Origin of the sequence: Bacillus sp. 41-22, assembly GCF_025809295.1 — a bacterium.
GTDB lineage: Bacteria > Bacillota > Bacilli > Bacillales > Bacillaceae_G > Bacillus_A > Bacillus_A mycoides.
The window spans coordinates 3,356,218-3,373,719 of record NZ_CP084035.1 but is presented as its reverse complement, the minus strand read 5'-3'; the positions used below and the strand labels follow the sequence as shown (position 1 = coordinate 3,373,719).

The following is a 17,502-nucleotide window of genomic DNA, read 5'->3' as shown; positions in this document are numbered from 1 at the left end:
GGATTTGGAAAGCATAGAGCCGAAATATACAATATAACTAATAGAAATGGGGGATAGGGATGGACTTGTTGAATGGGAAAACAGCTGTTGTAACGGGTGCTGCGCAGGGGATTGGAAAAGAAATCGCACGAGTTTTTGCAAAACTAGGGGCCAAAGTATTAATTAGTGATGTAAATGAAGAGAAGCTACAAAAAACGACACGTGAATTATCAGATGAAGGGTATGATGTGAGTTTATATCGATGTGATGTGAGTAATCAAAATGAAGCGAAGTCGTTAATTGAATATGCGGTGCAAAAATTTGGTACATTACATATTTTAGTGAATAACGCTGGAATTACAAAAGATGCAATGTTACATAAGATGGAGAAATCAGCTTGGGAACAAGTATTACAAGTGAACTTAACTGGCGTTTTTTACTGTATGCAGCCAGCGCTTCTTTATATGAGGCAACAAGGGTATGGGCGGATTATTAATATTTCTTCTATTAGTAGGGAAGGAAATATTGGACAAGCAAATTATGCGGCTACAAAAGCAGGGGTTGTAGGTTTAACAAAAACAGCAGCGAAAGAGGTTGGAAGTTTTGGTATTACGTGTAATGCGATTTGTCCAGGATTTATGGATACTGATATGACAAAAACAATACCGGATAAAGTAAAAGAGAAAATGGTTGGAGCGATTCCAGTTGGAAGAATCGGAACGCCGGAAGATATTGCAAACGCAGCTGCCTTTTTAGCATCAGAGTATGCGTCTTACATTACAGGAGAGGTATTAAATGTGAGCGGTGGGTTGCAAGTGTAAATGAATACATAATGAAAAGAACCTGACCGAGTAGGTCAGGTTCTTTCTCGTTAATTTAAGTTAATCCAAACGCTCTTCACTTCTGTATAGTTGTTCAGCGCGTAAGATCCCATTTCGCGGCCAAGACCGGATTGTTTAAATCCTCCAAATGGAGATGCTGCATCAAAGACGTTATAACAGTTTACCCATACAGTACCAGCACGTACTTTACTTGCAACATAGTGTGCTGTTTTAACATTTTCTGTCCACACACCAGCCGCTAAGCCGAATTGTGATTTATTTGCACGTTCAATCACTTCATCAATATCGTTAAAAGGTATTGCAGAAATAACTGGACCGAAAATTTCTTCTTTTGCGATCGTCATTTCGTCATTTACGTCAGCGAATACTGTAGGAGAAACGAAGTAGCCTTGATCGAATGGATTACTTCCTCCGCAAAGTACTTCAGCGCCTTCTTCAATCCCTTTTTCAATGTAGCTCATTACACGTTTTTGTTGTTCTTCGGAAACGAGAGGACCGATTGTTGTTTCAGGGTTAAGACCGGCACCTTGATTTAGTTTTTTAGAATAGAGGACGAGATCAGCCATCACATTATCATACATTTTCTTTGGGATAAATAAGCGTGATCCAGCAGAGCATACTTGTCCTTGGTTAAACATAACACCAGAAAGTGCACCAGGAATCGCGCGAGATAAGTCGGCGTCTGGTAAAATAATGTTCGGTGATTTACCGCCAAGCTCTAAAGTAACACGTTTCAATGATTCAGATGCTTGTCGCATAATTTGTTTACCGACTGGAGTAGAACCAGTAAATGCAATTTTATCAACGAGTGGATGATTAACAAGTGCTTGTCCAGCTGATTCACCGAATCCAGGAACGATATTAATAACACCTTTCGGGAATCCAGCTTCTTCAATTAATTCAGCTAAGTATAGAGCGGATAGTGGAGTTTGTTCTGCAGGTTTTAAAACGATTGTACATCCTGTAGCAAGCGCAGCTCCCATTTTCCACATTGCCATAAGAAGTGGGAAGTTCCAAGGGATAATTTGACCGACGACACCAACAGCCTCATGGCGTGTATAGTTAAAGTAATCACCGGAAACAGGAATTGTTTGACCAACAATTTTCGTCGCCCAGCCAGCATAATAGCGCATATGCTCAATTGCAAGTGGTATGTCTGCCGCCATTGTTTCACGGATTGGCTTTCCGTTATCTAACGTTTCGAGCTGTGCGAGCTCTTCTTTATGCTCTTCCATTAAATCAGCGAGCTTGTACATAAGACGGCTGCGTTCAGCAGTGCTCATGCGTGACCAAGGACCTTCATCGAAAGCCATTCGAGCTGCTACCACAGCTTTATGAATGTCTTCGCGACCAGCTTCAGCAACGATAGCGAGTGTTTCACCAGTTGCTGGGTTAGGAGTTTTAAATGTTTTTCCGGAAGCGCTTTCAATGAACGCTCCGTTCACATATAGTTTCTTTGTGCCCTGAAGAAATTTCTCTACCTTTTCATGAAGATTTACAGCTAGTTGACTCATTGTATAACCCCCTTGAAAATATAATTTAAACGCAGTACGAGACGGCGTTTATTCCGAAATCAAGGATGTGGGAACTAGATGAAAAGCCTCTACTTAAAATCATAAATAAAAAATGCTGAAAATTCAAATTTCATTTTCGTTACAATTGTAAAAAATATGTAATGAAACATTGTATTCTATATAATTACAAAAAATCCTGCGCGTTTTTGTTTTCTAGTAGGAAAAACTAGAAAAACAGTGGTACAATTATACCTCGTGAGAGGAGGGGGAAAATGAAGAATTATCATGATGATCCGCGCTTTCGAGTTGCCCATAGAGAAGCGTTAATTGGTCTTGGATTAGCTATTATTAATTTTATAATATGGTATGGATTTGCTTATGGGCTTGGAAGTAAGGATCCAAGTGAATATACATATGTATTAGGTTTTCCAGCATGGTTTTTTTATAGCTGTATCGTTGGATTTATCGTAATGGTTATTTTGCTTATTTTAGTTGTTCGTTTTTTATTTCAAGATATTTCACTCGATGAGGAAGAAAAAAGTGAGGAATGATAGATGAATTGGTATGTAATAATCCCAATGATAATTTCTTTTATCGTTGTGTTTTTAATTGGTGTATATGCATCAAGACGTGTACAAGCAACCGCTAATAATAAATTTTTACAAGAATATTTTCTTGGTGGGCGTGAACTTGGTGGCTTATTATTAGCTATGACGATGATTGCTACGTACGGTAGTGCAAGTAGCTTTATCGGCGGGCCTGGTATTGCTTACAATATGGGTCTTGGATGGGTGCTGTTATCAGCGATTCAAGTTGTAACAGGATATATCGTTTTAACGGTTATTGGTAAAAAGTTTGCTATTATCGCTAGAAAGATGGAAGCAATTACGCTTATTGATTATTTAAAGGGCAGATACAATAATAAAGCGGTAGTTGTTCTTTCTGCGTTATGTATTATAATCTTTTTGTTCTCAGCAACAGTAGCCCAGTGGGTTGGCGGCGGACGATTAATTGAGTCGCTAACAGGACTTTCCTACACAACGGCACTATTTTTATTTACATTTTCTGTACTTGTGTATGTGTTAATTGGTGGATTTCGTGCAGTCGCTTTATCAGATACGTTATTAGGAATCATTATGTTAGTCGGAACAACAATCATTTTAATTGCTACTGTCATTGCTGGTGGCGGAGTTGAAAAGATTATGCAGGAACTTATTCAAATTAATCCGAATCTAATAACACCGTTCGGAGCGGATGGAAGTTTAACGAAATCATATGTCACATCATTTTGGATTTTAATTGGGATTGGTGTCGTTGGATTACCGCAAATTAGTGTGCGTGCTATGTCTTATAAAAATTCAAAAGCTATGCACCAAGCATTAATCATTGGAACGGTTGTCGTCGGTACAATTATGATTGGTATGCATTTAACAGGTGTGTTTGCAAGAGTAGTCCTTCCAGGCATAACGGTACCAGATAAAGTAATGCCGCTACTCGCAATGGAAGTGTTGCCACCTTGGTTAGCTGGAGTTTTCTTAGCTGCACCAATGGCAGCGATAATGTCTACTGTGAACTCATTATTATTACTTGTAAGTTCGTCAATTATTAAAGATATATATGTGAACTACATAAATAAAGATGCCGCGGATAGTACGATAAAGAAAGGTAGCCTATTGATTACTGGTATCGTAGGATTACTCGTATATGCTGCCGCTATTAAGCCACCAGACTTTTTAATTTGGTTAAATTTATTTTCTTTCGGTGGTTTAGAAGCAGCGTTCATTTGGCCGATTGTGTTAGGTTTATATTGGAAAAAAGGAAATGCAACTGGAGCTCTCGCATCTATTTTAGTTGGAGTAGGTTCCTATATGTTTATTCACCTTTGCTACCCTAATCCATTCGGTATACATACAGTTGTTTTCCCGATTTGCTTTGCATTTATCTCTTATATAATTGGTAGTATGGTTACGATGAAAAAAGTAGCATAAAAATATAGAAAAACGTAGGAACTTCTAATATGAAGTTCCTACGTTTTTTGTTTATACAAAATTTATCTTTTTCATTCTGTATTCCGTCATGTATTCATAAAGTAATAACAATTGATGGGATGGAGTTGAGGTCTATGAAAAAAATATTATTTTTAGGAGACCCAGGAATTGATGACTCTTTAGCAATTATGTATGGATTATTGCATCCTGATATTGAGATTGTTGGAGTAGTAACAGGATATGGGAATGTAACGCAGGAAAAGGCGACGAGTAATGCGGCGTATTTATTGCAAATGGCGGGCCGGGAAGATATACCTGTTATTAATGGAGCGAAAATTCCTTTATCTGGGGATTTTGTAACATATTATCCGGAAATTCATGGGGTAGACGGTTTGGGACCTATTAAGCCTCCTAAAACTTTTTCTCCCAATATTAAACCTTTTTGTGCATTTTTCGATATCATTGAAAAATATAAAGGAGAACTAATCATTGTTGATGCCGGCAGATCAACAACATTAGCGACGGCATTTATTTTAGAAAAACCAATGATGAAGTATGTGAAAGAATATTATATAATGGGCGGAGCTTTTTTAATGCCCGGAAATGTTACACCGGTCGCGGAAGCCAATTTTCATGGTGACCCAATTGCATCACAATTAGTTATGCAAAATGCGAAAAATGTGACATTAATACCGCTTAACGTTACATCAGAAGCGATTATTACACCGGAGATGGTGAAATACATTACGAAACATTCTAAAACGAATTTCAAGAAATTAATAGAACCGATTTTCGATTATTATTATAAAGCTTATAAAAATCTGAATCCTAAAATAACAGGGAGCCCAGTGCATGATGTAGTAACGATGATGGTAGCGGCAAATCCATCTCTTTTAGATTACGTGTATCGTCGTGTTGATGTAGATACGGTTGGAGTTGCGAAAGGGGAAAGTATCGCTGATTTTCGCCCGCAACCTGAAGCAAAAGCGTTGAAAAATTGGGTTAAAATTGGCTGGTCTTTACATTATAAAAAGTTTCTAGAGGATTTTGTGAAAATTATGACGTAGACATAATAGTAGCATACAAGTTAAAATAATGGAGATGATTGTTTAAATAATCATCTCCATTATTTTGTTTTTAAGAGATAAATAGAGAAGAGTTACACAATAGGAGAGGAATTTTACTTGAAAAAAACTATAGTATGCGCAGTGATTGTGGGTATTTTTGTTTTGCTGATATCAGGTAACTTTTTAGTGAAAAAAGTGTGGAGTTCAAATAATGATGATGCGCAGTACATAGCATCCTTTATTGAAGAACATAAAGATGAAAAGAATAGTGCACTTTTAATAAAAAGAAATGATAAAGTCGTGTATTCTGTAAATCCGGATGTTGTATTGCCAGTTGCTAGTACGATGAAGTTAATTGTGGCGCTTGAATATACGAAACAAGTTACAGAGGGGAAAATCGATCCGTCTAGTTTCGTTTCAATTAATGATGTGAATCGTTATTATGTGCCGGGTACAGATGGTGGTGCACAAGATAGATGGCAAAATTATTTGCAAAAAAAAGAAAAGATAACTGAAGGAGCGGTTTCTTTAGAAGAAGTTGCAAAAGGAATGGTTAAGTTTAGTTCTAATGCAAATACTGAATATTTAATGGAGGTATTAGGATTAGACAATATTAATCGGAATTTACAAAGTTTAGCACTTCCTGCACATCAACCGCTATTTCCGATTGTTTCATCTTTATACATTCCGGGATATTTGCATAAAGAATTACATGTTCCAAAATATAAAATAGAGAAAAAGTTAAAAGAAATGTCTCAAGAGCAATATCGTGAATATGCTATGATTATTCATGAACGCTTAAAAAAGAAGGGGCCATTATTACAGAAGGAAATTCCTCTGTATTTAGAGGAACGTTACGACAAAATTTGGTCGGATAGATTGCCGGCTGCTTCCGCTAACGATTATATGGTACTGCTTCAAAAGGCAAATCATCAAGGTGGTCTTACAGAAGCGGAAGAAAAAGTGTGGGCGAATATCGTTGAAACAGATATGAGCGCAAAGAAATATCGTAAAACATTCAGACATGCTGGACAAAAGAATGGTTATACACCATGGACGGTAACAAAAGCAGTTTATGCAATGGATAAACGCGGAAACTGTACAGAAATTGTTTTCTTGGCAAATAATTTAAATGAAGATGACAGTGCTGAAATACGTAAACATTTAGCAAATCTACACTTTCAAGTGTTGCAAAGTGATAAGTATGATGCGACTTTTATTAAATAAACTCGGTGCTATGAGCGCCGAGTTTATTTTTATGTACAAGCACTTTTTCACCATCCTTGGGTATGATGGGTAGTAACACTTAGGCGAAAGGGGAAAAGGTGATGAAACAGAGTAAAGAAGAGTTTATTAAGAATGAAGGCGCTGATTTCCCTGGGAAAACATATGTAGATTGTGTATTACAGCACGTATTTAATTTTCAGCGTAATTATTTATTAAAAGATATGTTTCAAGTGCATAGGGCACATATTACTATGTTAACTGAAGAGAAGTTAATGAAAAGAGAAGAAGCGAAAGTTATATTAATCGCACTTAAAAAAGTAGAGGGGATTCCAAAGGAGAAGTTGCTATATACAGAGCAACATGAAGATCTTTTTTTCTTAGTTGAACATTTGCTTTCTCAAGAAGCAAAGTGTGAATTTGTAAGTAATATGCATATCGGTAGAAGTAGAAATGATATGGGTGTAACGATGTATCGCATGAGTTTACGGCAATTTGTATTGCGGTTAATGGAACATCATTTATTGCTGCAAGAAAGTATGCTGGAGCTCGCCGGTGAACATATGGAAACAATTATGCCGGCGTATACACATACACAACCGGCGCAGCCGACAACATTTGGTCATTATATTTTGGCAATTTATGATACGATGCAACGAGATTTAGAAAGAATGAAAAAAGCGTATCATCTTTTAAATCATTCTCCAATGGGGGCAGCTGCGCTTTCTACAACAAGCTTCCCAATTAAGAGAAAACGAGTGGCACAGTTACTTGGGTTTACAAATGTAATTGAGAACTCATATGATGCTGTTGCTGGAGCAGATTATTTATTAGAAGTTAGCTCGTTACTAATGGTTATTATGACGAATACGAGTAGATGGATTCATGATTTTTTACTATTAGCGACGAAAGAATATGATGGGATTACTGTAGCGAAGCCATATGTGCAAATAAGTAGTATTATGCCGCAAAAACGAAATCCTGTTTCAATAGAACATGCCCGTGCTATTACGAGTAGTGCTTTAGGGGAAGCATTTACTGTATTTCAAATGATTCATAATACACCATTTGGCGATATTGTCGATACGGAGGATGACTTGCAGCCGTATTTATATAAAGGAATCGAAAAGGCGATTCGTGTTTTTTGTATGATGAACGCAGTTATTCGAACGATGAAAGTAGAAGAGGAAACGTTAAAAAGTCGTTCATATAAACACGCGATTACGATTACAGATTTCGCAGATGTTTTAACGAAAAACTATGAAATACCATTTCGGCATGCACATCATGCAGCAAGTGCGATTGCGAATATGTCATTGGAGCAGAAAAAGGAGTTACATGAATTAAATTTCAAAGAGATAAATGTATACTTACAAGAAAATTTGAAAGTAAATTTATTAGAAGAAGAGTGGAAAGAAATTATATCACCAGAAGCTTTTATTCAAAAAAGAAATGTATATGGTGGACCGAGTAAAAAAGAGATTGAGCGTATGATTAAAAATCGAAAAGAGTCATTTCAAAAAGAAGAAGAGGTATTTAAAAAGGAAAAACAAAGAATTTTACAAGCTGAAAATGATTTGAATACGTTAGCTTCGAACATTATTAAATCGTAAAAGAAGGATTTGATGAATTAATCGCCAATACTTAATGAAACTATAAATAGAGAGAAGAGATTGTCGATGATTCAACTACATGTATATGAAGAGATTCTTAATTTTACAGAAGAGGTTAAACCATTTTTAGAGAAGAATGAGCAGGAAAATAATCTCATATTAGGTGTATTACAAATGGTCCAAGAACCGATATTTATAGGAGTAGCAAAACAAGAGGAAGAAATTGCAGCTGTATTTCTTCAAACAGAAGAAAAGAAACAAATAATTGTTGCTACGTCTGAGATTTCGGCAGTAGCTATTAAGGAACTTGCAAAAGAGTTAACGAAAGTATATCCACATATTCCTGGATTGATTGGTAATAAAAAAATCGTACAGAAATTAGCGGAAGAGATTGCAGTGTTAGAGAATAAGAAAACTAATGTTGCAATGGAGCAAGGTATATATGAATTAAAACAAGTAAAGAAAAAGTGGAACGGAGATGGAATCTTTCGAGAAGTAAGTAGTGATGAGCTAACATTAATAGAGCAGTGGATATATCAATTTTGCGAAGATGTGAAGCTTCCTACTACGAAAGAAGAAGCGAAACAAACTGCTCATACATTAATTACTAATCGTTGTCTATTTGGTTTAGAAGTAGACGGGAAGATTGTTTCTGTAGCTGCAAAAACGAGACCGACTACAAACAATATAACAGTTAATTTTGTATATACACCGAAAGAAGCTCGGAAAAAAGGGTACGCATCTAGTTGTGTCGCTGCACTTAGTCAACGTATGTTAGATGAAGGCTACAAAACAACGACATTATATACGGACCTGGCAAATCCGACATCAAATAAAATTTATCAAGAAATTGGTTATGAGAAGATTATGGAGTCTGTACTTATATTTTTAGAGAAATAGAATGAAAAGGCACGCTATTATAGCGTGCCTCTTTGTTATTCATCAATTCGAATTACTTCACCCTGCGGGAAATTCTCAGTTTCTAGTAAGTTACGAATAGCTTTCGCAACATATTCAGGTGACAGCAGCTTTCCTTCTTCTTTTAATGCGGTGAATCGATCTAAGTTAATAAAGTCTTCCTTATTTGTTTCACGAATTTGTGCTTGCATATTTGTATCAACAACACCGGGTGCGAAAGCGACAGTTTTTACAGGATATTCTTTCTCCACTTCTTCAGTAGCTACGCACTGTGTAAACATATTTACACCGGCTTTCGTTGTACAATAAGCTCCCCATCCGAAATAAGGATTTTTTCCTGCTCCAGATGAAATATTTATAATGCGTTTTTCTACTTTCCAGTCTTTCGTATGTTTCATGAAAGTGGAAGTAAGAATCATTGGTGCGATTAAATTAATATGAACGTTCGTAATGAATTGTTCACTTTCTGACTTTTCAATAGGTTTCATTGGTGCAAGTGTTCCTGCATTATTAATTAAATGAATCGATGAGACATTGTCTTTTTGAATAGATGAAAAGACTTCGTTAAAATGAGTTTCTAAATTATGTACATCTTGAAGATCTATGGAATGGAAAATATAATTGCTGTCGTTTTGCTCTGCGAGTTTTGCAAGCTGTTTATTTTCTCTCCTAGAAATAGAGATAACGGTTGTATTTTCTTCTAACAATTGCACGGCGATTGCCTCACCTAAACCTTGTGAAGTTCCTGTTACGATAACGTAGCGCATAGTATAGTAAACTCCTCTCCATATATGTGGAATTTTGTTGGACAACGTACATTATATAGTTTGTCTACATTTTATAGTATAGAGCACTTTTTACTATAAATGAAATGAGATGATTGTGTGCCTTTTATGAATCGTTTTACAACAACAGTAACTGGTGCTGTCACGTTCACTGGGAACACGTTGGGACTAAGTCCTACATCACCTGCACCAAACAATAACTTCGGCACGATTGATGTGTTTACAACGATAAATACATCGCTTCAAGTGCCTGGATTCCCGGCAGGAACAACGAATGACTGGCCATTAAATTCTTCAAGTGCAATTTTGAACCTTCCAGCAGGGAGTAGTGTTTTATACGCAGAACTAGTATGGGCCGGCACATACCGAACCGATACAGAGGATGTTACAGCATTTTTAAATGATAATATTTCATTTACAACACCAGCAGGAACATTTTCTGTTGCACCAGATCCTGCAACTGCGCAGCAAGGTTCAGTTGGGAACCAGTTTTATTATGTTCGCTCTGCTAATGTAACGAATCTTGTTAATACAGGTGGGGCAGGCACATATACAACAGGTGCCGTGCCAGCTGCAAGAACTTCAGCTGATCCAACAATCAGTCGTTCAGCTGGCTGGACGCTTGAGGTAGTTTATCAAAATGCAAGTTTACCACTTCGGAATTTGTCAGTATATGCAGGTCAAGAGATTATCGATGCTTCATCCCCGCCAGTTGATGCTACTATTTCAGGGTTTGCTACTCCGGCAACAGGAGCTGTTACAGGAAGAGTGCTCGTAACTGCTCAAGAAGGTGATTCTAACATTGTTGGAGATCAGCTTCGCTTTGGACCGAATGCAAATGCTACAGTCGCATTATTCGGTCCGAGAAACCCCGCGAATAATTTCTTTCAATCACAAATTTGTAATGATAGTGGCAATCTAGATACGAGCGGCACATTTGGAGATTTGAATCAGCCGTTAGGGATCGCTTTAGCGGTCCGAAGACAAGGGTGGGATATTACGAATGTAGATGCCTCATCTTCTTTAGTAAACAATCAAACGTCAGCAACTGTTCGCTTTGTCACAAATGGAGATGGATACGCTGCAGCTGGTTTTGGTGTTCAAATTGATGCGACAGGTCCAATCATTAATCCTGTTAAATCGGTTAATAGAACAGTTGCAGGGGTAGGGGATACTCTCACCTATACGATTACGGTCCCGAACACAGGAACAGGAAGTGCAGAAAACGTTGTATTACAAGATAGTATTCCGAACGGAACGACATTTGTAGCAGGTAGTGTAACGGTAGGTGGAGTAACACAACCGAGTGCGAATCCAGCGAATGGAATTAATTTAGGTACAATCCCAAATAACACGCAAAGAATTGTTACATTTCAAGTTCGAATAACATCGTTCCCGAACCCAAACCCTATTCCAAATCGTGCAATGGTGTCATACCAATTCCGTCCTTTTGTTGGAAGTTCTCCTATCACAAGTACAGCTTCTTCAAATACAGTACAGACGACGGTAAATCGCGCAAATGTAAGTTTGCAAAAATCTGTAGATTTACAGACGGCAACACTTAATGATGTATTAACGTACACAGTTAATGTGACGAATAATGGGAATGTCGCTGCAAATAATGTGATTTTTGTTGATAGTATACCTGCTGGAACAACATTTGTCGCAAATAGTGTTACGGTAAATGGAGTAGCACGTCCAGGAGCGAATCCATCAAGTAGTATTAATCTTGGAAGTATTAATGCTTCACAAACGACTGTAGTACGCTTTCAAGTTCGAGTAACATCTAATCCTCTTGTAAATCCAATTCCGAACCGTGCAAGTGTAACATTTAACTTTACTCCAGTGCCTGGCCAACAACCAATTTCAGGTCAAGCGACAAGTAATACTGTATTTACTACTATTAATATAGCTGATATAAGAACGAGAAAAACAGTGGATAGAGCTTTTGCGACAGTTAATGACGTTCTTACGTACACCGTTACAATTGAAAATACAGGAAATGTACTTGCGACAAATGTTATTTTTCAAGATCCGATCCCAACTGGAACGACTTTTATACCAAATAGTGTAACTGTAGATGGGGTTTCACAGCCTGGAGCAAATCCTGCGACTGGGTTTACAGTAGCGAATATATCTCCAGGTGGAAGTAGGACAGTGACTTTTCAAGTACGAGTCACATCTACGCCATCAGGAGGGACGATTGCGAATCGTGGAAATGTATCGGCTAATTTCGTCGTTATTCCGAATCAGCCGCCAGTAACGATTAATAGACAAACGAATACAGTTGTAACACAAGTTAATACAGGTGGTTTAAATGTAATAAAGGAAGTGAATACAACGCAAGCGGCAGTAGGGGACACTTTAACATACACGATTGCCGTCCAAAATACAGGAAACGTTCCGTTAACAAATGTGTTTTTCCAAGACACTATTTCTTCCGCTGTTTCATTTGTTGCAAATACTGTAACGATTAATGGAGTACCGCAAAGTGGATTGAATCCGAATACAGGATTTTCTCTTCCAAATATTCCTGCGGCTCAAACCGTTGTAGTCACATTTGACGTATTAATTGTACAGGATCCAGAAAATGAAGATATTTTAAATCAAGCAAATGTAACAGCAAGTTTTCAAGTGAATCCGAGCGAACCGCCAGTAACAATCAATGTTCCTAGTAACATTGTGAATACAACTGTACAATCAGGGAATTTTGAAGTTGTGAAAGCAGTGAATACGGATGTTGCAACGGTAGGGGATGTTTTAGTATATACAATCGAAGTCATAAATGCAGGTAGTGTACCAGCTACAAATGTATTTTTCCAAGATTCAATTCCACAAGGGACATTATTTATTGAAAACAGTGTATTTGTTAATGGTGTTTTACAAGAAGGGGCAGATCCAGAACTTGGATTCCCATTAAATAATTTGCCTACTGGCGCGAGTGTAATTGTTACGTTTGAAGTATTAATTGATGAAATTCCCCAAGGAAATAATGTCGTAAATAATGCGAATGTAACTGGAGATTTCCTTGTAAATCCAACAGAGCCACCGATTACTGTAACAGTACCAAGTAATACTGTTATGACAGTCGTGAATTCTTCAGGGTTAAATGTAATGAAGAGCGTAAGCGCTACTGAAGCAGGTGTAGGAGATACGTTAACGTATACAGTTCGTATACAAAATAGTGGAACAGTAGCAGCAACAAATGTATCATTCCTCGATCCTATTCCATCTGGAACAACGTTTGTAGCAAATAGTGTAACAATAAACGGAACACCTCAGCCAGGTTTAAACCCAACGACTGGATTTCCGCTTGCCAATATTCCAGTAGGAGGGATGGTAACAGCTGCTTTTCAGGTGACAATCACGAGTGTACCACCAAATAGAGTTCTTCCGAATAATGCAAATGTGACTGCTGATTTTCAAGTAAGTCCTTTGCAGCCACCAATTACAATTGTAACAATTAGTAATATTGTTGTGACGCGAGTGAATGTAGGATCAATTAATGTAATAAAGAGTGTAAACACACCGCAAGCAGGTGTAGGAGATACGTTAACGTATACGATTCTTATTCAAAATACAGGAACTGTTCCTGCAACAAATATTATTTTTCAAGATCCGATTCCTGTTGGAACTGCGTTTGTAGCGAATAGTGTCACGATAAATGGAGTTGTTCAGCAAGGTGCAGACCCTGTGGTAGGTTTTCCAGTTCCGAATATTCCAGTTGGGCAAACCGTTACAGTTACGTTTCAAGTTATAGTGACGAGTGTCCCGAGTGGTGGAAATATTAGAAACCAATCAAACGTTACTGCAAGTTTTCTTATAAATCCAGCTAATCCTCCAATAACGACTGTTACGAATAGCAATTTCGTCGTGACGCAAGTAAACACAGCACAGTTAAATATACAAAAATCTTCATCTGTACAACAAGCGGCACTTGGAGAAATTTACACGTATTCTGTTGTCATTAGAAATAATGGAACGGTAACAGCAACGAATGTCTCTTTCATTGATCCAATTGCTCCAGAAACAACATTTGTAGCAAATAGTGTAACGATAAATGGAACTCCTCAACCTGGATTTGATCCAAATATAGGTTTTACGCTTCCTAATATAGCTGCTGGCACATCATTGACTGTAACGTTCCAAGTAACAGTAGTTGCGCCATCCACGCGCGGAGCCGTACTAAACACCGCATCTGCAACAGCCACTTTTTTATTAAATCCTTTACAGCCCCCTGTAACAACGACAAATTCAAGTAATACGACAGTAGTTACGATACCGTTACCTCCTCCTGGTGAAGTAACAGCAACCAAAACAGTTGACGTTGCAACTGGAGCGGTTGGGGATGTATTAACGTATACCGTGCTAATTTCAAACGTAGGAATTATACCTGTTACAGATGTGTTCTTCCAAGATGTCATACCAGAAGGAACGACATTTGTAGAAGATAGTGTAACGATAGGTGGGGTGCAGCAACTTGGTTTAAATCCAGAAATAGGATTTACAGTTACTCCATTATTAATTAATGGTGGAAGTATTGAGGTAACGTTCCGAGTGACGATTACAGAAATTCCAGATAATGAAGTCATATTAAATGATGCAGACGTTACATTTACTTCACAACCAAATCCGCAGGAACCACCGATTACGGAAACGATATTAACAAATTTAGTCGTTACGACAATTAATATAGCGTTTATTTTTCCGTTAAAACTAGTAGATAAAGAAGTAGCGACTGTAGGAGAAATTTTAACGTATGATGTATTGATTTTTAATTTTGGAACAGTGGCAGCGACGAATGTTCAATTTATAGATACTACTTCCGCGGGTGTAGCATTTGTACCAGGAAGTGTGAGCATAAACGGGGTACCAGCACCAGGATTAGATCCTTTTATCGGTTTTACAGTTCCAGATATACCTGTAGATGATTTTGTACTTGTCACATATCAAGAGATGGTAACGAGCATACCAGAAGGTGGAACAGTTGTTAACTTTGTAGATGTTACGGCTACATTTGCTGTAAGTGAAACAGAGCCGCCTATTACTGAAACAATGACAAGTAACACGACATTAACCGAAATAAATGAACCTGGTTTGAATGTTTTAAAATCAGTAAGTGAGCCAATTGTTGCAGTAGGCGATACAATCACATATACGACAGTAGTTCAAAATACAGGGACAGTGACAGCGACGAATATTCAATATAGTGATGTATTACCTTCCTCTATAGCATTCGTGCCGAATAGTGTAACGATAGGTGGTGTGATACAACCTGGGTTCAATCCTAATAATGGATTCCCACTTCCAGATATAAATTCAGGGGGAAGTGTAGAAGTCACATTCCAAGTAACCGTTGTTAGTGTTCCATCAAACGGAACAATTGCCAATACGGCAAATGTTACTGGAAGCTTTATATTAGTACCAGGAGAACCACCAGTTATAGTAAATCAGCCAAGTAACACAACGCTCACAACTGTAAATAGAGGACGCTTTAATGTTATTAAACAAGTCAATAGAGCTGCTACCTTAGTTGGAGATGTATTAACGTATACAGTGCAAATAACGAATACAGGAACAGTAACAGCTAACGATGTTCAGTTTATTGATACGATTTCAGCAGGAGCGTCATTTGTACCAAATAGTGTAACGGTAAATGGAACTCCGCAACCTGGTTTGAATCCGATTACTGGGTTTGGAATTGGCGATATACTTGTTGGCAATACGACTATAGTGACGTTCCAAGCGATAGTGACAAATATTCCATCTTCAGGAACGATAACGAATGTTGCAAATATAACAGGAAGTTTTACTTTAGTACCAGGAGAACCACCAGTTGTAGTAACAGAGCCGAGTAATACGACAATAACAAGGGTAAATAGAGGGCGATTCAATGTTATAAAAACTGTCAACAAACAGGCGACACGATTAGGAGATACGTTAACGTATAGTGTGCAAGTTACAAATACAGGAACGGTAACAGCGACAAATGTGCAATTTATTGACGTTCCATCACCTAGTTTAGAATTCGTTCCAGGGAGTGTACAGATAAATGGGATTCCACAAGTAGGTTTAGATCCTTTTGTAGGCTTTTCATTACCGGATCTTGCAGTAGGAGATAGCATACTAATCACATTTGAAGTAAATGTAATCGTAATTCCGCCTTCTAGTAGCATTATGAATACAGTGAGAGTAACTGGAGATTTTGAATTGATTCCAGGAGAACCACCGTTTACAATTACGAATTCAAGTAATACGACAGTCACACCAGTAAATAGAGGCAGTTTAGATATGCTGAAAGAAGTAGATCATTCAATTGTTGGAGTAGGAGAAACGGTAACGTACCGTGTTCGCATATTAAATACTGGTACGGCTGATGCAATGAATGTTCAATTTATTGATGTGTTATCTCCGGAAGCGGCTTTTGTACCAAATAGTGTAACGGTAAATGGAGTAGCACGTCCAGGAGTAAATCCGCAGGTTGGATTTACGATTTTAGACATTCCAGTCGGTGAGACGGCGATTGTAACATATGAAGCTACAATTACAAGTTTTCCAGATGGTGGTACAGTAGTGAACGTTGCTGGGGCATCGGCAGAATATATTTTAGTACCAGGGGAACCGCCAGTTACAGTGATGGATACGAGTAATACAGTTATTGTAACGGTAAATACTGCAATCTTATTTGTTGCAAAAGGAGCAAACTTTGAAGTAGCAATGGTAGGAGATGTTGTCACTTACGGAATTGCTGTTATAAATGATAGTACAGTTCCTGTGACGAATATTATTTTAACAGACATCATTGACCCAAATACGTTATTTATAAATGGCACGGTAACGGTAAATGATGTACCTTTTCCATTTGCCAATCCGAATACCGGTATCCTTTTAGGTGATTTTCAGCCGAATGATGCAGCAATTATTAATTTCCAAGTTGTAATAACAGGAGGGCAAATAAATAACTTAGTAACAAATACAGCTACAGCGAATGGGCTTGCAACTGTAAATCCTAATGAGCCGCCAGTAGTAGTTGAAGGCGATAGTAATACAGTTGTTATCCCGTTTATTCCTCAAAATGTTTCAACAACAGTCGTAAAAACGGCAGATCTTCAATCAGCAACAATTGGAGATGTTATTACGTTTACGACAGTTATTACGAATACGGGGGATACAGCGATACAAAATATTCGTTTTCAAGATATGTTAGATAGTAGTTTTCGATTTGTTCCTGGAAGTGTAACTGTTGATAATACGCCAGTGCCAAATGTAAGCCCAGTATCAGGGTTTCTTATAGGAAGTTTAAATCCAGGTGAAGCACGGACAGTTTCGTTCCAAGTAACAGTTCAGAGTGCACCAAGTGGTTCAGGAAATTATATTAATCAAGCGAGTATTCGCTTCGAACATCAAGTAGGCACAGTATTGCCACCTGTTACACAAATAATAGATAGTAACATAGTTGTCATTCCATTTGTTCCAACGATAGAACAAATTTGTGAAACAAACTTTAATTGTTTAGACAAAATTCCATTTCACTGTTCTCCGTGTAATCAGTTGCGAATAAATAAAAAATAA

The 17,502-nt window shown here is 37.7% G+C and carries 10 protein-coding genes; 8 read left to right on the top strand and 2 right to left on the bottom strand.

The genetic code is table 11. The annotated features are described in order from the left end of the window. Positions 1-59: 59 nt before the first annotated feature. Positions 60-800, top strand: a complete 741-nt coding sequence (gene fabG / locus LCF45_RS17195; RefSeq protein WP_002128467.1) for a 3-oxoacyl-ACP reductase FabG — start codon at positions 60-62, stop codon at positions 798-800. Positions 801-850: 50 nt separating this feature from the next. Here fabG and dhaS read toward each other — a convergent pair whose 3' ends face one another. Further along, the gene (gene dhaS, locus LCF45_RS17190; protein WP_002014355.1) at positions 851-2,335 is read right to left on the bottom strand and encodes an aldehyde dehydrogenase DhaS; all 1,485 of its coding nucleotides are present in this window, start codon (positions 2,333-2,335) and stop codon (positions 851-853) included. 272 nt (positions 2,336-2,607) lie between these two features. On the opposite strand from dhaS, the gene LCF45_RS17185 reads away from it, so the two are divergent. The 6 genes from LCF45_RS17185 to LCF45_RS17160 all read left to right on the top strand — a co-directional run bounded on the left by LCF45_RS17185 (position 2,608) and on the right by LCF45_RS17160 (position 9,127). Beyond that, positions 2,608-2,886 (top strand): YhdT family protein, encoded by a 279-nt coding sequence (locus tag LCF45_RS17185; RefSeq protein WP_002014357.1) that lies wholly within the window; start codon positions 2,608-2,610, stop codon positions 2,884-2,886. Between the two features lie 3 nt (positions 2,887-2,889). Further along, positions 2,890-4,323, top strand: coding sequence for a sodium/pantothenate symporter (gene panF / locus LCF45_RS17180; protein ID WP_002087740.1), 1,434 nt, complete (start codon positions 2,890-2,892; stop codon positions 4,321-4,323). Between the two features lie 134 nt (positions 4,324-4,457). Beyond that, positions 4,458-5,390 carry a nucleoside hydrolase gene (locus LCF45_RS17175; protein ID WP_033708028.1) on the top strand — a complete coding sequence of 311 codons (933 nt, stop codon included), beginning with the start codon at positions 4,458-4,460 and terminating at the stop codon, positions 5,388-5,390. A gap of 117 nt (positions 5,391-5,507) precedes the next feature. Then, the gene (locus LCF45_RS17170; RefSeq protein WP_002128464.1) at positions 5,508-6,617 is read left to right on the top strand and encodes a serine hydrolase; all 1,110 of its coding nucleotides are present in this window, start codon (positions 5,508-5,510) and stop codon (positions 6,615-6,617) included. Between the two features lie 101 nt (positions 6,618-6,718). Continuing rightward, positions 6,719-8,227, top strand: coding sequence for an argininosuccinate lyase (gene argH / locus LCF45_RS17165; protein ID WP_078203401.1), 1,509 nt, complete (start codon positions 6,719-6,721; stop codon positions 8,225-8,227). Between the two features lie 66 nt (positions 8,228-8,293). After that, complete coding sequence (locus LCF45_RS17160; RefSeq protein WP_016127398.1) at positions 8,294-9,127, top strand: GNAT family N-acetyltransferase; 834 nt, start codon at positions 8,294-8,296, stop codon at positions 9,125-9,127. Between the two features lie 35 nt (positions 9,128-9,162). On the opposite strand, the gene LCF45_RS17155 is transcribed toward LCF45_RS17160, so the two are convergent. Further along, positions 9,163-9,912 carry a (S)-benzoin forming benzil reductase gene (locus LCF45_RS17155; protein ID WP_002128461.1) on the bottom strand — a complete coding sequence of 250 codons (750 nt, stop codon included), beginning with the start codon at positions 9,910-9,912 and terminating at the stop codon, positions 9,163-9,165. Between the two features lie 117 nt (positions 9,913-10,029). Here LCF45_RS17155 and LCF45_RS17150 point away from each other — a divergent pair, with 117 nt between their 5' ends. Beyond that, the gene (locus LCF45_RS17150; RefSeq protein WP_263893005.1) at positions 10,030-17,502 is read left to right on the top strand and encodes a DUF7507 domain-containing protein; all 7,473 of its coding nucleotides are present in this window, start codon (positions 10,030-10,032) and stop codon (positions 17,500-17,502) included.